At 71.9% G+C, this 17,278-nt stretch carries 17 protein-coding genes; 14 read left to right on the forward strand and 3 right to left on the reverse strand.

From position 1 onward, the window contains the following. Positions 1 to 40: 40 nt before the first annotated feature. On the reverse strand, positions 41 to 1,984 hold the full coding sequence (locus ACGF07_RS28360) for an ABC1 kinase family protein (protein WP_392903232.1): 1,944 nt from the start codon (positions 1,982 to 1,984) through the stop codon (positions 41 to 43). A gap of 376 nt (positions 1,985 to 2,360) precedes the next feature. Here ACGF07_RS28360 and ACGF07_RS28365 point away from each other — a divergent pair, with 376 nt between their 5' ends. From ACGF07_RS28365 to ACGF07_RS28390, 6 genes are all read left to right on the forward strand, one after another. Beyond that, positions 2,361 to 2,702, forward strand: coding sequence for a hypothetical protein (locus ACGF07_RS28365; RefSeq protein ID WP_350742214.1), 342 nt, complete (start codon positions 2,361 to 2,363; stop codon positions 2,700 to 2,702). Then, complete coding sequence (locus tag ACGF07_RS28370) at positions 2,702 to 3,109, forward strand: hypothetical protein (protein ID WP_350742248.1); 408 nt, start codon at positions 2,702 to 2,704, stop codon at positions 3,107 to 3,109. Before ACGF07_RS28365 ends, ACGF07_RS28370 begins: the two co-directional genes overlap by 1 nt. Before the next feature lies 1 nt (position 3,110). Further along, a complete protein-coding gene (locus ACGF07_RS28375; protein WP_392903234.1) occupies positions 3,111 to 3,506 on the forward strand; it encodes a hypothetical protein in 396 nt (131 codons plus the stop codon). Positions 3,507 to 3,695: 189 nt separating this feature from the next. After that, positions 3,696 to 3,950, forward strand: a complete 255-nt coding sequence (locus ACGF07_RS28380) for a LysR family transcriptional regulator (RefSeq protein ID WP_392903237.1) — start codon at positions 3,696 to 3,698, stop codon at positions 3,948 to 3,950. Positions 3,951 to 4,210: 260 nt separating this feature from the next. Next, positions 4,211 to 6,658 (forward strand): aminotransferase class I/II-fold pyridoxal phosphate-dependent enzyme, encoded by a 2,448-nt coding sequence (locus ACGF07_RS28385; RefSeq protein WP_392903240.1) that lies wholly within the window; start codon positions 4,211 to 4,213, stop codon positions 6,656 to 6,658. Next, on the forward strand, positions 6,655 to 7,767 hold the full coding sequence (locus tag ACGF07_RS28390) for a prephenate dehydrogenase (RefSeq protein ID WP_350742206.1): 1,113 nt from the start codon (positions 6,655 to 6,657) through the stop codon (positions 7,765 to 7,767). The genes ACGF07_RS28385 and ACGF07_RS28390 overlap by 4 nt, the downstream gene beginning before the upstream one ends. 70 nt (positions 7,768 to 7,837) lie before the next feature. On the opposite strand, the gene ACGF07_RS28395 is transcribed toward ACGF07_RS28390, so the two are convergent. Continuing rightward, positions 7,838 to 8,368, reverse strand: a complete 531-nt coding sequence (locus ACGF07_RS28395; RefSeq protein WP_350742204.1) for a YbaK/EbsC family protein — start codon at positions 8,366 to 8,368, stop codon at positions 7,838 to 7,840. A gap of 302 nt (positions 8,369 to 8,670) precedes the next feature. Between ACGF07_RS28395 and ACGF07_RS28400 the strand changes: the two genes are divergently transcribed. From ACGF07_RS28400 to ACGF07_RS28430, 7 genes are all read left to right on the forward strand, one after another. Continuing rightward, positions 8,671 to 9,471 carry a LuxR family transcriptional regulator gene (locus tag ACGF07_RS28400; RefSeq protein ID WP_392903243.1) on the forward strand — a complete coding sequence of 267 codons (801 nt, stop codon included), beginning with the start codon at positions 8,671 to 8,673 and terminating at the stop codon, positions 9,469 to 9,471. Between the two features lie 177 nt (positions 9,472 to 9,648). Further along, on the forward strand, positions 9,649 to 10,608 hold the full coding sequence (locus ACGF07_RS28405; RefSeq protein ID WP_392903245.1) for an ACP S-malonyltransferase: 960 nt from the start codon (positions 9,649 to 9,651) through the stop codon (positions 10,606 to 10,608). A 22-nt stretch (positions 10,609 to 10,630) separates the two neighbouring features. Beyond that, complete coding sequence (locus tag ACGF07_RS28410) at positions 10,631 to 11,377, forward strand: thioesterase II family protein (protein ID WP_392903247.1); 747 nt, start codon at positions 10,631 to 10,633, stop codon at positions 11,375 to 11,377. Positions 11,378 to 11,381: 4 nt separating this feature from the next. Further along, on the forward strand, positions 11,382 to 12,107 hold the full coding sequence (locus ACGF07_RS28415) for an IclR family transcriptional regulator (RefSeq protein WP_392903250.1): 726 nt from the start codon (positions 11,382 to 11,384) through the stop codon (positions 12,105 to 12,107). A gap of 107 nt (positions 12,108 to 12,214) precedes the next feature. Next, the gene (locus tag ACGF07_RS28420) at positions 12,215 to 12,856 is read left to right on the forward strand and encodes a 2-hydroxychromene-2-carboxylate isomerase (RefSeq protein ID WP_392903252.1); all 642 of its coding nucleotides are present in this window, start codon (positions 12,215 to 12,217) and stop codon (positions 12,854 to 12,856) included. Between the two features lie 76 nt (positions 12,857 to 12,932). Beyond that, the gene (locus tag ACGF07_RS28425; RefSeq protein WP_350749686.1) at positions 12,933 to 13,145 is read left to right on the forward strand and encodes an MbtH family protein; all 213 of its coding nucleotides are present in this window, start codon (positions 12,933 to 12,935) and stop codon (positions 13,143 to 13,145) included. 196 nt (positions 13,146 to 13,341) lie between these two features. Continuing rightward, positions 13,342 to 14,382, forward strand: coding sequence for a polyprenyl synthetase family protein (locus tag ACGF07_RS28430; RefSeq protein WP_392903255.1), 1,041 nt, complete (start codon positions 13,342 to 13,344; stop codon positions 14,380 to 14,382). A 77-nt stretch (positions 14,383 to 14,459) separates the two neighbouring features. On the opposite strand, the gene ACGF07_RS28435 is transcribed toward ACGF07_RS28430, so the two are convergent. Continuing rightward, positions 14,460 to 16,610, reverse strand: a complete 2,151-nt coding sequence (locus tag ACGF07_RS28435; RefSeq protein ID WP_392903257.1) for an MMPL family transporter — start codon at positions 16,608 to 16,610, stop codon at positions 14,460 to 14,462. A gap of 324 nt (positions 16,611 to 16,934) precedes the next feature. Here ACGF07_RS28435 and ACGF07_RS28440 point away from each other — a divergent pair. Continuing rightward, a partial coding sequence (locus ACGF07_RS28440) for a carboxyl transferase domain-containing protein (protein WP_392903261.1) occupies positions 16,935 to 17,278 on the forward strand: 344 nt, incomplete at its 3' end.

Genomic DNA, 17,278 nt, shown 5'->3' on the forward strand with positions numbered 1-17,278 from the left:
GGCGGGTTCCAGCCGCACCGGCGGTGGACGGGGCCCCCGGCTACCGCCGGCGGGCGTGGAAGATGGTGAAGAGCACCCGGACCATCAGGATGGCGCTGACCACCAGCAGGTTGTAGCCGATGACCTCGAACAGGGTGATCGACGAGGTGATCCGAGGGCCCCGGGCCGTGCTGAGCAGGATGACCGCCATCACCCCGGTCGTCGCCCCGAGGGCGGTCAGGATGACTTCGTGGACCAGCGTCTGCAGGAAGCCGCGGTCATGGCGGTTCCCGAGCAGCCGGATGTTCATGCTCAGCCTGCCCTGCTCGATCGCGCTGGTGATCCGGTCCAGCCGACGGGGCAGCCTGCGGGCGATGAGCAGGATGTCGAGCAACTCGTCGGCGGCGGTGACCGCCAGTTTGGGCGGCGAGGCCGACTCGGTGACCTGCACCCAGGCGAACTGCTTGGCCTCGGCCGTCAGATCGAAGTCGGGGGCGATCCGGGTGAGCGTGCCCTCCAGGGTGGCGAGCGCGCGGAACGCCGCCGCGACGCTGTTCGGAATGGTCAGCCGGTGGGCGGTGACCAGGCGGAAGAGGTCGCTGAAAGCGGTGCGGTCGAGCGCCGTCCCCGGCCCGAAATGTCGTGCCAGGAAGAGCCCGAGGGATCGTTCGAGGTCCTTCTGGTCGATCTCCTCCGGCTGGTTCGCCAGTGCCAGCAGAGCGTCGCAGAGCGCGGCCGCGTCGGCGCGGCGGATGGCCACGAGCAGGTCGCGGAGCCTCGCCTGGAGCTGCCCGTCGATCCGGCCGACCGAGCCGAAGTCGAGCATCGCGAGCCGGCCGTCGCGGAGCAGCAGGATGTTCCCCGGGTGCGGGTCCGCGTGGAAGGTCCCGCCGACCATGATCTGCCGCAGGACGCAGTCGAGGATGGTGCGGGCGAGGCGCATCGGATCCGCGTCCGGGTGTCGGAGGCCCGTCCCGGCCGCACTGAGCGGTTCGCCGTCGAGCCACTCCGTGACGAGGACCTTCTCACTGGAGAGCTCCGGGAACACCTGCGGTATCAGCACCTCCCCGTCCCGGCTCCGGGCCGCGACCGCGGTCATGTTCCGCGCTTCGACCCGGAAGTCCAGCTCCTCGAGGACCGAGTCGGCGAAACCGACGGCCAACGCCTCGACGCCGGCGGCCCGCCCCCAGGCGGTCCGCTCCTCCAGCCTGCGGGCGACACTGCACAGGATGTCGAGGTCCCGCTCGACGACCGGCCGGCAGCCGGGGCGGCGGACCTTGACCACCACCTCCTGACCGGAGTGCAGCCGGGCCCGGTGCACCTGCGCGATGGATCCGGCCGCCAGCGGCACCGGGTCGAACCGCGCGAACACCGCGTCGAGCGGCCGGTGGAACTCCTGGCGCAACTGCTCGGCCACCTCCTCCCAGAGCGCGGGCGTGGCCTGGTGCTGGAGGTTGCTCAGCTCGTCGGTGAAGCTGGGCGGCAGCAGGTCGTGCCGGGTCGACAGCACTTGACCGAGCTTGACGAACGTCGCACCGCCCTCCTCCAGTGCCCGGCGGAGCGAACGGGCCAGTTCGTGGTGGCCGGCGGGCCCGGGGGCCGAGGCCCGGCCCGCGCTGCGCAGCAGCCGACCCAGGCCGTGCCGGTAGGCGATCGCGCTCAGCTGGGAGTAGCGGCGGGCCCGGGCGATGCGCCGCTGCAGTGCCCGGGGGAGTCGCAGCATCGACGGCCAGGAGCCGCTGGGCAGGACCACTTCGGAGACGGCGAGGAAGCCCATGGTCAGGAGGAGCACCGAACCGATCTCGACCGTGAGGAGCGCGCCGCGGTCGGCGGAGTGCACGGTTCGGCTGAAGACTATCGTCGCGAACAGGCCGAAGCTGCCGGTCACTGCAGCGCGGATGCGGCCGATCCGAAGTCCCAGCAGCAGGCGGGCTCCGGCGGAGAAGCCCCCGATCGTCGCGGTGATGGTGACGCAGCCGACCGCGAGCACGATGGCCGTCTTCACGTGTGGCCGACCCCCTGAGCTGAACCGGATGCGAACGGACGGCCAAGCCTACGAACGGCCGGTGGGAGCCGAGCGGAACGGCGGTGCGGGTGACCGGTAGATGCCAGCCGGCCGTTGCGGCCGGTGGCCTACCGGCGCCGGGCGGCCCACGGAGTCGGGTGGAGCACGTTCGGGGCGATTCCGGTCGAGCCGCGATGAGGGTGCTGGGGCTTGCGCTGTCACCTTCCTGTCAGAACACGCGCAGGCGGACCGCGGCGCCCGTGAGGCTTGCGAGGATCACCGGCAGTGCCGCACTCGCAACGGCGCCCGTGCGGCCGCCCGGGCTGGCGGCAGAACCAGCCCCGACGGGCGGTGACCACAGAGGGGATGCATCCGCATGAGCAGAGTCCTCCGCCGGGAGGCGCTGCGGTACCTCCTGGTAGAGAGCCAGGAGTCGGCGACCGAGGAAGCTCTGGCCTTCGTCGGCGACGGTGTGGCCCAGGCGCGTGGCGGGCACGAGGTGACCCTGTTCCTGGTGCAGGGCGGGGTGTCGTTGGCCCTCGGCCACCGTCCGGAGCTGTCGGACTTCGTCGAGGCGGGTGGCCGGCTGCTGGTCGACCGCTTCTCGGTGGACCAGCGGGGGATCAGCGCCGCCCTCCGTCCCGACGCGGTCCCGGTCGAGATGGACGCGATCGCCCGGTTGGTGCTCGACCCCGAGGTGCGGACGGTGTGGCACTGATGGCCCGCCGGATCCCCACGACCGACGTCCTGGTGACCTTCATGGGCGCGCCGCACCGGACCGATCTGACCACGACCGTGTTGAGGCTGGTCCAATCGATGCTGGAGCAGGGCGGACGGGTCCAGGTCTGGGCGTGCGGCTACGCGACGATGCTGACCCAGCAGTCGCTGGGCGAGTTCAAGCCGCGCGATCTGGCGGACTGGTCGACGCGCCACCTGAGCACCGCCACGATCGTCCAGGAGATGCTCCGGGCGTTCCCCGACCAGCTCTACTGGTACGGCTGCCGGTTCTGCAGCGATGACCGGGGGGCGACCGACCACCTGCCGGAGATCGCCATGCGAGCGCCGCACGCCTACGCGGCCAACCTGGCGGCCACGGGCAAGACGGTACTGATCGGGGTGATCTGAGATGGCGGGACAGGCACAGGTACTGGCGATCGTGGACCGTGGCTACCGTGGCGCCGTCGAGAAGCAGTTCGTCGACACGCTCTACCTGGTGCGCGAGCTGCACCGGCAGATGGGCGGAATGGACATCCTGCTGCGAGGGCAGGCGGTCAGCTACGCGGCCAGGGCCGCGAGGGTGGCGCCGCTGCGTTTCGGCGACCGCGTGGTGGAGACGCTGAGCGACCCCCGCCGCGACGTCCGAGCACTGTTGGACGCCGGCATCCGGGTCCGGGCGGAGGAGCCGGGACTGCTCGCGAGCGGAATGACCGGTGGCGAGCAACTCCTGGAGGGCGTCGAGTTGATCGGCGCGCAGGCCGCGGCCGAGAGTTGGTCCGAGTACCGGATGATCTGCTTCCTGTGAACGAGCCGTCCCCGGGACGTCCTCCGACCTCCGGGCGGGGCGTCCCGAGCGGGCCGGGCGACCGTGCGGATCGACCCCGTTGCAGCTTCCTGTAGCGGCTGTTGCGCCACCCAGTTCGAATCGGCTGTTATGGACTGGACATTACGAGTCCGGTTGCCTCCGCGACCCGCCGAACAAACAGGGGGAGCTATGCATGAGCGGGAGTTTCGAGCCTTCGTGTCCGTGGCCGAGATCGGTCGCATGGACCACGCGGCGAGGGAACTGGGATATTCCCAGCCGGCGATCAGCTACCAGATCAAGTGCCTGGAACAAATGCTGGGCACGAAGCTGTTCACGCGGGATTCCAACGGGGCGCACCTCACGCGCGAGGGGCGGATGATCCTCCCGTCGGCGAAGGCGGTCCTGACGTTGATAGACAGCATGAAAGGCGTCTGCGCGGTCTGAGTCCGCCAGCGTCCGGTTCCGGTAACAGCATTCCCCGGACATGGTGGTGGCGCACCGCCACCGCAAATTGTTGAAAGCGGTGACGGTCTGGCACGGCTCATCGGCCGGGCTGTCAGCAAGTTGCCGAGCCGAGCCCGACGCGACGTCCTGACCGGAAGTCGTGGCGTCTAATCGACATCGCTTCCGAATAGTGGATGGGGACTCAGCATGCGCGGACACGACATCAATTTCCCGGCTCCATCGGCAAAGGTGGTCGTCCCGTGACGGCCGTCGAGGCGCGGACCGGGACTCCGCAGGCGCTGACCCTGGACGACTACGCCGCGCTGGCCCGCGAGCGCCTGGACCCGCCGGTCTGGGACTTCATCCAGGGCGGCGCGGGGGAGGAGCGGACGCTGTCCGAAAACCTCCTCGCCTTCGACCGGCAACTGCTGCGCACCCGGGTGCTGACGGGCCTGAGCCAGGTGGACACCTCGGTCACGGTGCTCGGGCGCCGGTGGTCCGCCCCGGTGGGGGTTGCGCCGATGGCGTACCACACCATGGTCCACCCCGAGGGGGAGGTCGCCACCGTGCAGGCGGCGGGCATGGCCGGACTGCCCGTCGTGGTGAGCACCTTCGCCGGGCAGCCCTTCGAGAAGCTGGCCGCGGCGGCGGGTGCGCCGCTCTGGCTGCAGGTCTACTGCTTCCGCGACCGCTCGACGACCCGGCGGCTCATCGAACGCGCCGAGCAGGCAGGGTTCGAGGCGATCGTCCTCACCGTCGACGCGCCCCGGCTCGGGCGGCGGCTGCGCGACCTGCGCAACGACTTCCGGCTGCCCGAGGGCATCGCCCCGGCCAACCTGCCGCCGGCCGACTACTCCTCGCCCAGCGGCCACGGGCGCACCGAACTGGACCCGGCACTGGACTGGTCGGTCGTCTCCTGGCTGCGGTCGGTCACCGCCCTGCCCGTCCTGCTCAAGGGGATCACCACGGCCGAGGACGCCGCCCGCGCGGTCGACGCCGGGGTGGACGGCCTCGTGGTGTCCAACCACGGCGGGCGCCAACTCGACGGCGGATACGCCTCGTTGGAGGTGCTGGCGGAGGTCTCCGGCGCCGCGGGCGGCCGCTGCCCGGTGCTGCTGGACGGCGGCGTGCGGCGCGGCACCGACGTGCTGACGGCACTGGCCCTCGGCGCCGACGCCGTGCTGCTGGGCCGCCCGGTGCTGCACGGGCTGGCGGTGGCCGGGCAGTCCGGAGTCTCCGACGTGCTCGACATCCTGGTCGGTGAGTTGGAGGACGCCCTGCTGCTCACCGGCACGCCCTCACCCGCCGACGCGGGCCCCGCGCTCCTCGCGCCGAGCCCCCGCCTGGCGGTCGGCCCCCTGCCGCGTCCGGTCGCACCGGCGGCGGCCGCGGGCGTCCTGCGCAAGGAGGAGCTGCACGCCAGCGTCAGCGACCCGGTGCTGGACACCATGAACTTCCTCAACGAGGTCACCATCCGCTACCCCGAGGCGGTCTCCTTCGCCCCGGGCCGGCCGTACGAGGGCTTCTTCGACACCGAGCAGCTGTTCGCCCACCTCCGCCGCTACCTCGACCACCTGGCCGAGCAGGGCGACGGCCCCGACGCCGTCCGCACCAAGCTGTTCCAGTACGGCCCCACCGCGGGGCTGATCAACGGCCTGATCGCGGACTCGCTGCGCAAGGACGAGGGGATCGACGTCGACCCCGCCTCGATCGTCGTCACCGTGGGCTGCCAGGAGGCGATGTTCCTGACCCTGCGGGCACTGTTCGCCGGCCCCGGGGACGTCCTGCTCGCCACCAGCCCCTGCTACGTGGGGATCACCGGCGCCGCCGCACTGCTCGGCATCCCGGTGACCGCGATCGAGGAGGAGCCGGACGGCCTGTCCTGCGCGGCCGTGGAGGCGGCCGTCCGCGCGGAGCGGGCCCGCGGACGCCGCCCCCGCGCGCTCTACGTGGTGCCCGACCACTCCAACCCGTCCGGCACCACCATGCCCCGGCGGGCCCGCGAGGAGCTGCTCGCGCTCGCGGAACGCCTCGACCTGCTGGTGATCGAGGACAACCCCTACCGCCTGGTCAGCACCGGTGAGCGGCTGCCCACCCTCAAGGCGCTCGACACCGGCCGCCGGGTCGTCCACCTCGGCTCGTACTCGAAGTCGGTCTTCCCGGGCGCGCGGATCGGCTTCGTGGTCGCGGACCAGACGGTGCGGGACGGCGCCGGCACCACCGGGCTGCTCGCCGACGAACTCGCCAAGATCAAGAGCATGGTCACGGTGAACACCCCGCCGATCGCCCAGGCCGCGGTGGCCGGGATGCTGCTGGCGGCGGACGGGCGGCTCTCCGAGCTCAACGCCGGCCCGGCCAAGCACTACGGAGAGGTCTTGGCGACCGTGCTGGAGCAGCTGGAGAAGCACTTCCCGCAGGAGCGTCGACGCGCCCTCGGCCTCAGCTGGAACGTCCCCAGCGGGGGGTTCTTCCTCACCGTCAAGGTGCCGTTCGCGGCCGACAACGCCGCCCTGCTGCGCTCGGCCGAGGAGCACGGCGTGATCTGGACCCCGATGTCGTACTTCTATCCGCAGGGAGGAGGCGAGCACACCATGCGGCTCTCCTTCAGCTACCTGACCCGCGCGGACGTCGAGGACGGCATCGCCAGGCTGGCGCGTTTCGTGGCTGCCGAAGCCACGGGTACGGCGGTCGACGGACCCGGTCGATGAGGAGCGCGGCGGTCATCGGGACCGGCGCGATCGGCACATCCATCGCCCTCGCGCTGAGTCGGCAAGGCGTGGTGGTGCACCTGGACGACGTGAACCGGACGGCGGCGCGAACCGCCGAGGCCATGGGTGCGGGATCGCTGGCTCCGCCGAACGCGCCGGTCGACCTGGCCGTCCTCGCCGTACCGCCCGCTCATGTCGGCACCGTCCTGGCACGGGCGCAACTCGAGGGACTGGCCCGTGCCTACACCGATGTCGCCAGTGTGAAGGCGCAGCCGCACGACGGGGTGGCGCGTGCCGGGGCGGACTCCGCCAAGTACATCGGCGGGCACCCGATGGCCGGCACCGAGCGTTCCGGGCCACTGGCCGGGCGGGCGGACCTGTTCGAGGGGCGACCGTGGGTGCTCACCCCGTCCCGGGACACCTGCCAGGAGACGCTCAACCGAGCCCTCGAACTCGCCTCGTTGTGCGGCGGCACGCCGGTGGTGATGGACGCCGCTGCGCACGACCGCGCCGTCGCGCTCGTCTCGCACGCTCCCCACCTGGTCTCGTCCCTGATGGCCGCCCGACTGGCGGACGCGGGGGAGTCCAGCATCCGGGTCGCGGGGCCGGGGGTGCGGGACGTCACCCGCATCGCGGCCGGGGACCCGGGCCTGTGGGGCGAGATCCTGGACGCCAACGCCGCCGCCGTCGCGGACGTCCTCGACGAGTACGCAGCCGACCTCCGCCGGACCATCACCGCGTTGCGGGGCCTGGCCGGCACCGACGCGGCACGGCGCGAGCACGCTGCAGCCGTTCTGGACGACATCCTGCGGCACGGTGGTCGGGGGCGGGCGCGGGTCGCCCACAAGTCGGGTACCCCGCTCACCGACCTGGCCACCGTGCCGGTGCTGGTACCGGACCAACCGGGCGCGCTGGCACGGTTGTTCACCGCGGTGGGAGAGATCGGGGTGAACATCGAGGACGTGCGGATCGAGCACTCGATGGACCGGCCCCGCGGCCTGGTCGAGCTGCTCGTGCAGCAGCAGTCCGCATCGGCGCTCTGCCGGCTCCTGGACGCGGACGGGTGGACCGTGGCGGAGGAGGCCGCACTGGCGGCCGACGCCCGCTGACCCGGATCGAAGCCCCGGTGGTGCGGGATCGCCGCACCACCGGGGCTCCGTCGTGGGCTCGTCGGACCGATCAGCCGACGGCCACCGGATCGCGCTGCGCGACCGGCCTGATCAGCGGTCGCGCGAGGTCGGCCCAGTCCGCAGGAGCGATCGCCAGTGACCGGTCGAGGCGGGCCGCGTTGAAGAAGATCTCCTCGGGTTCGAGCAGCATGGGATCAGCCAGCAGCCCGAGGTCCCGGTCGAAGCTGAAGGGAACGATGGCTCCGCTGCGGCACTGGGTGAGCCGCTCCGCAGTCCGTCGGTCCGCGAACGCCGTCCGGTCGCCGCCGAGGTGGCCGGCAACGGCCTCCAGATCGACCCGGTGGTCACCGGGCACGACGACGACACTGTGCCGGGGCGGGCGCCCGGCGGTCCTGGTACGGACCACGATGCACTTCGCGGCCTGCCGCAGCGAATGCCCGCGCACTTCACTGGCTTCGGCGGTGCGTCCTTCCGGTCGGTGGTGAATCAGACGAAACGGCGTCCCGGACGAAGACATCATCGTCATGATCCGGTCGTACACGCCGTGTTCGGGCTCGTCCGTGAGCTCGGTGCTGTCCACGGAATATTCCTCCCTCGAAAGGCTGACCCGAACGTAATGCCTGTCGGGACCGGCGATCCGAGGGCTGACCGCTATCTGTCATGGCCGGAATCGGTCAACCGGACGGGCCTGGCGAGCCGCCGCGCCACCCCTCGTGGGTGCGCGCGCACGGACGGTCGCCGATCGGTGCGCACGCCGGCGCCGAGGCCGCCCCCGGCGCGCAGCTTGCTGACAGCACGGTAGGACTCCGTGCCGGTCGCGCTGTTCCATGACGGTGGACGGAGTCGCACGTCATAGGGGTGGACATGGGGGAGCGGTCCAGGATGCCGGCGCCGGCACCGCACGGCCGACGGCTCGAGGACGAGGTTGAGCAGGGACTGCTGGAGGTCCAGGCCCTGATCGAGGACACCGTGGTCAGACACCGCGACTTCGTGTCCCGCTCGGCCGTCGTCACCGCGGTTCCGCCGGACGAGGAGGAACTCTCCGCTGAGGCCGCCCGGTTGATCGGGCGGACCCGGCACGGGCTGCAGGTGGTGCTCGCCTCCGACGCGCTCAGGGCCGGGGCGATCTACGGAGCGCTCAGGGAGATGCTCCACTCCTGCGCCGACGAGGTCACCGTGCGGCTGCTGTGCGTGCCGGAGACACTGGACCGCGAGTTCGTCCGGGAGCAACGCCTTGCAGGCTGCCACCTGGAGGCGCGGGTGTGCGAACTCCCCTGGACCGAGACCATCATGGTGGACCACCAGGTCGTCCTCGCCTGTGCGGACCTGGTGACGGGCAGCCGGCGGGCCGCGGTGATCCGGGACCACTCGGTGATCCGCACCCTGCACAACCTGTTCGCGGGGGTCTGGCGGCGGGCCGTTCCGATCGAGGACCGGCCCGACTTCGCCACGACGGCCCGCAAGGAATTCGCCGAGCGCATCCTCGACCGGCTGAACGCCGGTGTGACCGACGAGGTCGCGGCCCGGGACCTCTCGGTCTCGGTCCGCACCTATCGCCGGTACGTCGCCGACATCATGGAGATGCTCGGGGCGAACTCCCGGTTCCAGGCGGGCGCCAGGGCCGTCGAGCTCGGGCTGCTGACCACGGGGCGCACCCTGGACCAGGGCCGCCGGACCGCCTGATCCCGCAGCACAGGGGCACGGCCGGGCGGTGGCAGCTTCCTGAAACGGACGTTGTCGCCGTTCGGGAACGCCCGATAGAACTCGGCACGCGGCGGAGCCGGCCCCGCGCCCCCGGTGGGACCGGCTCCGCCCCGACCCCGGACGACTCGGTGATCCGCCGGCTGGAAGGTGTGGGCCATGACCCTCGAACCGATCGCGTTGCTGTTCCCCGGGCAGGGCACCCAGAAGCAGGGCATGGGCGCGCCCTGGCGGGATACCGAGGCCTGGTCGCTCGTCGGTACGGTCTCCGAGCAGTCCGGCGAGGACATCGAGGAACTGCTCCTGCGCACCGACGGTGCGCTGCTCCGCCGTACCGACCTGGCCCAGCTGGCGGTGTTCACGGTCGACATGATGGCCCACGACGAGGCGCTCCGGCACGGACTGCTGTCCGAGGCGCCGGTCGCCGCCTACGCCGGCCACAGCTTGGGCGAGTTCGCCGCGCTGGTGGCCGCGGGGGCACTCGGACTCGCCGACGCGGCCGGGCTGGTCGCCGTGCGCGGTCGTGCCATGCGGGAGGCGGCCGAATCGTCGAACGGCACCATGGGAGTGCTCGTCGGGGCGCCGCTGCCGGCCGTCGAGGCACTGGCCGCCGACGCCCGTGCAGCCGGACACCGGGTCTGGGTGGCGAACGTGAACGCCCCCGGGCAGGTGGTGCTTTCCGGCTCCGCGGACGGGGTGGCGGCAGCGGCCGCCGAGGCGCCCGGGATCGGCGCGAAGCTGATCAGCGTCCCGGTCGGCGGGGCCTTCCACAGCCCGTTCATGGCGTCCGCCGCCTCGCGGCTGAGGGCCGCGCTGTCGGGCGTCGAGTTCGCCGCACAGCACAGCCCGGTCGTCGCCAACGTGGACGCCCGCCCGCACGTCTGCGGCGCCGACTGGCCGGACCTGATGGAGCGGCAACTCATCGCCCCGGTGCTGTGGGAGGAGGGCGTGCGGACGTTGGTCGGTCCGCTCGCCTGCACGCGGCTGATCGAGCTGGGTCCCGGCCGCACGCTGGCCGGCATGGCCCGCCGCATCGCTCCGGCGGTCGAGGCGCTCTCCGTCGACGGCCCGCTGGCCCTCGGGGCCGTCGGACCGGCGGTGTCGAGGGCACGGGGATGACGTACGGACAGGAGAGGGAGAGATGATCGAGAGCGCAGTCGACAGCCGGTGGTTCCGGCGCTACCCGCCGGTCGGCAGCAGGACCGCCAAACGGCTGGTCTGCCTGCCCCACGCGGGCGGCACCGCCAGTGCCTTCCACGGCTGGGCGGACCGCTTCGGCGGCGGGGTCGAGGTGCTGGCGGCCCGCTACCCGGGTCGGCAGGAGCGGATCGCCGAGGACAGCATCACCGGCATGGGAGAGCTCGCCGACGCGGTCACCGAGGCGCTGATCCCGTTCCTCGACCTCCCGGTGCACCTGTTCGGTCACAGCATGGGCGCCTCGCTCGGCTACGAGGTCGCGCTGAAGCTGGAGCGGGAGCACGGCGTCCGTCCGGCCGGCTTGTACGTGTCGGCGCGGAAGGCGCCGCACCGGGTGACGCCGAAGCCCACCCACCTCGGCGGTGACGAGGCGGTGATCGAGGAGGTGCTCAGACTCGGCGGCACCGAGGCCCAACTGCTCGACGACCCGGACCTGTACGACCTGGTGATGCCCGCGCTCCGGGCCGACTTCGAACTCGTCGGCACGTACCACGCGAGGCCGGCCCACCCGGTGAGCTGTCCCGTGGTCGGCTACGTCGGCGACCGCGACGAGATCACCCCGGCCGACCTGGCCGCCTGGGCGGACGTGACCACCGCCTCCTTCGACCTGACGGTCTTCCCGGGAGGCCACTTCTACCTGGCGGACCAGCGGGACGCGCTGCTGCGCGATCTCGCCGCCCGGATCGCGTAGCGCGATGGCCACCCTGACCTCGGAGTCGGGCAGCGGCGTCGGCGTCCTGGACAAGACCTCGCTGCTGCTCGGCGTGCTGGCCGACGGCCCGGCATCGTTGCGGACGCTGAGCGAGGTCACCGGTCTGTCCAGGGCGACCGTGCACCGGCTCGCACTCGCCCTGGAGAACATCCGCCTGCTGACCCGGGACGCCCAGGGACGGTTCCTGATCGGCCCGCGGATCGGCGAGCTGGCCGAGGAGGCCGGCCGGGACCGGTTGGCGCGGAGCGCCGGCCACGTGCTGGCGGAGCTGCGGTTGCGCACCGGGGCGAGCGCCCGGCTCTACCGGCGCCACGGCGGCCTGCGGGTCTGCGTGGCCGCGGCGGAGGGCCCGGGGACGGGGCGGCGGGTCAGGTCGGCGGAGGGCGTGGCGCTTCCGATGAAGGCCGGTGCCGGCGCCCAGGCGCTGCTGGCCTGGGAGGACCCGCAGGAGATCGCCCGGTCGATCCGGGGCGCCGCCTTCGGCATGGTGACCCTGGCCAAGGTGCGCCGCCAGGGCTGGGCACAGAGCCTCGGAACCGGCGAGCTGGGCTTCGGCGCGGCCGCCGTGCCCGTGCGCGGCCCGGCCGGGCAGGTCGTGGCCGCTCTGGTACTGGACGGACCGGTCACCCTGATGTCCCGCGCTCCGGGCCGGCAGTACGGAGGTCTGCTCATCGACGCGGCCGCCGGGCTCGACACCGGGCCGGCCTGACCGGCAAACCCGTTTCTGACAGTTAGCTGCAGAACGCCTTGTCCCCTCCGCCGGGAAATCGATAGAAATCCATCCGGCTGTTCATTGCGAATTCCTTGGAGACAGTGATGGCAAGAAAGCCGCCGCGCTGGTACTTCTCGTTCAGCAGCGCGTACTCGTGGATGGCGTACCGGGATCTGATCACACGCTACCCGGACGTCGCGGAAACGATCGACTGGCTGCCGTTCTGGGAGCCGGACGACGCCCAGCACGACCATCTGGAGTCCTCCGGGGTGCAACTGCCCTACGTGGAGCTCTCCCGGGAGAAGTACCTCTACGTGCTCCAGGACATCCGCCGACTGGCCGTCGAGCGGGACCTGCGGATGGTCTGGCCGGTGGACCGTGCGCCCCACTGGGAGGTCTCGCACCTGGCCTACCTGGTGGCCAGGGAGCACGGCCGCGGCCGACAGTTCATCGACGAGACCTACCGCGCCAGGTGGGAGGAGGGACTCGACATCTCCTCCCCGAAGGTCGTCGCCGACATCGGCGCGCGGGCGGGCCTCGACCCCGCCGCGGTGGGCACCGCGTGGCAGGACCCGGAAGTGCGTGCCCGGGGCCTGGAGGCGCTCGACGCCCCCTACCGCGACGGGGTGTTCGGGGTGCCGTACTTCATCGACGGCTACCAGCGCTTCTGGGGGATCGACCGGTTGCCCGGGTTCGTCTCCGCAGTGCGCCACCGCATGGCGGCCGCCGCGGCGACCGCCCGCTGACCGACCTGTGCCGACGTCATCCGACGCCGGTCCGTTCCGACCGCACAACAACCAACCGACAGGAGCCCGATCGATCATGGCGACCAACCCGTTCGAGGACGACAACGCCTCCTACTACGTCCTCGTCAACGAGGAGAACCAGCACTCGCTGTGGCCGGCCTTCGCCGAGATCCCGGCCGGCTGGACCGTCGTGCACGGCCAGGAGAGCCGCGAGTCCTGCCTCGACTACATCAACACCAACTGGACGGACATGCGCCCGAAGAGCCTCATCGAGGCGATGGGCGCCTGACGCGCGAACCACCGACGGCGGCTCCGCTCGGCCGCCGGCACCCCGCAGGCCCCGGTCCGACCCCACGCGGACCGGGGCCCGCCGTTTCTCCGGTGACAGCTTGCTGCCAGCCTGCCCGGGCTGATCCCCGCATGGCGCGAGCACGGTCCTAGGGTCGGGTTCGAACGACCGCGCCGATGCTTCGCCCGGAGGAACGATGACCGCGCTGACCGCCGAGCCCCTGCCGGACTCCCTGGTGGCCCGGCTGGACCTGGCCGACCGGGGGCTCGTCGACCGGCTGCACCGCGGCCTGGCCCGCTCCGAGACCCGACTGCGGGAAGTGGCCGCGGACGTACCGGACGCGCTGGTCGCCCAGTGGTCGAGGTACCTGATCGAGGCCGGCGGGAAGCGGCTGCGCCCCCTGCTCGTACTGCTGGCCGCCGAGTTCGGCGAGACGGCCCCGGCGGACCGGTCGGACCGGGTCCAGGACGCTGCCGCGCTGGTGGAGCTGATACACGTGGCGTCGCTGCACCACGACGACGTGATGGACGGCGCGCGCAGCCGGCACGGCGTACCGAGCGCTCCGGCCCGCTGGGGCAACCGGACCGCCGTGCAGCTCGGCAACCGGCTGCTGATCAGGGCCGCCCGGCTCGCCGCGGACCTGGGCGGCGAGGTGGTCAGGTTGCAGGGCGGCGCGGCCGAACGCCTGGTCCAGGGACAGCTGCGGGAGTTGACCGGCCCGGCCGTGGGGGAGTCCCCGCTGACCCATCACTTCGCGGTGATCGCCGACAAGACGGCGTCGCTGATCTCCCTCGCGCTGCGCCTGGGCGGTGCCGTGGCCGGCGTGCCCGCCCCAGCGGTCCGGGCGCTGGCCGAGTACGGCGAGCACCTCGGCATCGTCTTCCAACTCTCCGACGATCTCCTCGACTTCGCGGCCGAGCCGGCGGAATCCGGCAAGGACGCCGGGATCGACCTCGCGGTCGGGGTGCGGACGCTGCCGGTACTGCTGGCGCTCAGCGAGGACGGGCCGCGTGCGGCCGAGCTGCGCCGACTGCTGGAGGACGGGCCGGTCGTGGACGAGAACGGCCGCCGTCGGGCGGTGGAACTGCTGCGCAGTTCCACCGCCGAGGCACGCGCCCGGGAGCTCCTGCACTCCTACGCGACGGACGCGCGCGACGCGCTGTCCGCCCTGCCGGACGTTCCGGCCCGAGCTGCGCTCGCCGGGCTGGTGGGGCTGGTCGAACACCGGACCTCGTGAACCACCGAGCCCGTGGAACGAAGGGGCCGCCGGGTCGGAATTCCGACCCGGCGGCCCCTTCCCGTTGCCGAGCGGGGTCAGCCCCTGGTGCGGCTGCTACCCACCAGGAGGGGCTCCTCGCCCGCCGGGGCCGGCGCCGAGTCCTTCAGACCCGGCCACCAGGCCCGGCGACCGAGCAGGGTGGTGGTGGCGGGAACGAGGAACAGCGCCATGACGAAGGCGGTGAGCAGGATGCCGAACGCCACCGCGAAACCCATCTGCTGGAGCATCGAGTTGTCCGCGAGCATCAGGACGCCGAAGGTGCCGGCCAGGATGACGGCGGCTGCGCCCATGGTCGGCGCGGACCGGGCCACGGCGTGCTTGATCGCCTCCCGGGGGTCGTTGCCCTCCCGGACCTCCTCGCGCAGCCGGGCGACCATGAGGATGTTGTAGTCCGTGCCGATCGCGACCACGAAGAGGTAGACCAGGATCGGCAGGCTGAACAGGACCCCGTTGGCGCCCTTGATGCCCTGGAAGAGCCAGACCGTGGCGCCGAGGGTGCCGACGAAGCCGAGGCCGACGGAGAGCATCAGGAACCACGGCGCGACCACACTGCGCAGCAGCAGGCCGAGGATCAGCATGATGGCCACTGCGGCGACCGGGAACACCACGGTGTAGTCGTGGTCGGTGGCGGTTCGGATGTCGGCCATGACCGCGGTCATGCCGCCGACCAGGGCCCGGCTCCCGGTCGGCGCGGCCGCGTGCGCCTGGTCGCGCAGGGCGCCGTCGACCAGGTCGATCGCCTTCTCCTCCATCGGCTTGTAGGTCAGCGAGACGTTGAACTGGGCGACCGTGCCGTCGGCCGACCGCACGGCCGGGGAGACCTGGGCGACTCCGCCGACTCCGGCGAGCTTGTCGTGGTAGGCGCTCAGCTGCTCCTCGGCCAGTTGGCCGCCGCCCGTGCTCTCCAGGAACACCAGGGTCGGCTGGGCCCGTCCGGCGGAGAAGGCGCTCTGCAGGTCGTCCATCGCCTGCACCGACTCAAGGTTCTTCGGCAGCGAGCCGCCGGTGTCGAAGTCGGACTTGAACCCGAGGGCGCCGATCGCGAGCACCACCAGCAGACCACCGGAGACCGCGGCGACCAGCCCCGGTCGACGGGCCGTCAGCCCGCCCACCTTCTGCGCCAGGGCGTTCTTCGGCTCGCGCTTCCAGGCCTTCGAGGGCCAGAAGGCGGCCCGGCCGAGTAGGGCGAACACGGCCGGGACCAGCGTGACGCCGGCGACCATGCTGACCCCGACGGCGATGGCGAGGGAGGGGCCCATGGCGCGCAGCATGCCCATGGTGGACAGTGTCAGCGCGAGGAAGGCCACCGCCACCGCCCCGGCTGCGGAGGCGATGGTCTCGCCGACCCGGGCGACGGCCTCGGCCATCGCGGGGCGCGGTTCCATCCCGGCGCGCAGGAACTCGCGGTAACGGAACAGGAGGAACAGCAGGTAGTCGGTGCCGACGCCGAAGAGGACCACGATCAGCATGGTCGAGACGGAGGAGTCCGCGGTGAGCCCGAAGAGCGAACTGGCGGTGGAGATCAGCCCCGTTGCGGTCAGGAAGACCAGTGCGATCACGACCACCGGCAACAGCGCGATCAGCGGACTGCGGAAGATGACGCCGAGCAGGATGATGATCAGCAGCAGGGTCGCCATCATGATCATGCCGTCGGTGTTGCTACCGGAGTCCTGCGAGTCCAGCGCGGTGGCGGCGTCGCCCGTGACGCCGACCTTGAGGCTGGTGCCGTTCAGGAGTTCCTTGACGTCGATGCGCAGCTGCTTGACGTCGTTGACGACGGAGTCGTCGTAGGCATCCTTGATGTCGGCGAAGACGTTCGCCAGGCCGATCTTCCCGTCGGGGGAGACCGCACTCGGGTCGGTCTGGACCTTCTTGAGGTGGGCGTACTGCTTGGCCTCCAGACTGGAGGCGATCTTCGAGAGGTCGGCCTTGTCCCCGTCGGTGAGCACGCCGCCGTCGGACCGCTTGAAGACCGCGATCGCGGCAGGCTGGTCCGGCCCGGGGAAGGCCCGCTTCTGGACCTCGGCCACCTGGACCGACTCGTAGTGCGAGGGCAGGAACTCGGCCTGGTCGGTGGTCGACTTGAGTTTGGGCGCGAGCGCGGTCAGCGCGACCGCCGCGACCAGCCAGGCTGCGATGACCAGCCATGGCCGACGGACGACGAACCGCCCGATCCGTGTGAACATGACACTCCTAGACATTCGAAGCCCCGGCACCGGGGTGATGCCGAGCGGGCGATCCGAACCGATGGGTGGTACGCGACCGAAGTTCGCGATCGCGGGGGGTGAGGCTGCAGCATCGCACCGTCACCCCCGTTCGCACCCGCGCCTTGGCAGCTTGTGGCCAGCGGGCCGGTGCCCCGCCCGCCGTCCGGCACGGGTGGTTCAGCTTTCGGACGCCCGGCGAGCGAACCGTGGCCGCCCGGGCCGCGCCCCGCCTACGGTCGGTCCACCGTCGAGCGTTCAGAGGGGGGATGGCCGGTGCCGGATACCGTGCCCACCGCGTCCACCATGCGTGACCGGGTCGAGGAGCTGAAGGGCCTGCGGGCCGGCATCCGCTCCGGGGATCCGCGGGCCACCGGGGCCCAGCACGGCAAGGGGAAACTGACGGTCCGCGAGCGGATCGACCTGCTCTTCGACCCCGGGACCTTCCAGGAGTTGGAGCCGCTGCGCCGGCACCGCGCCCAGGGCTTCGGCCTGGAGGACCGCAAGCCGTACACCGACGGCGTGGCGGTCGGCTGGGGCACCGTGCACGGGCGGACCGTCTTCACCTACGCCCACGACTTCCGGATCTTCGGCGGTGCGCTGGGCGAGGCCCACGCGCAGAAGATCCACAAGATCATGGACATGGCCAT

The sequence above is a fragment of the Kitasatospora sp. NPDC048194 genome, assembly GCF_043202455.1.
Classification (GTDB): Bacteria; Actinomycetota; Actinomycetes; order Streptomycetales; family Streptomycetaceae; genus Kitasatospora.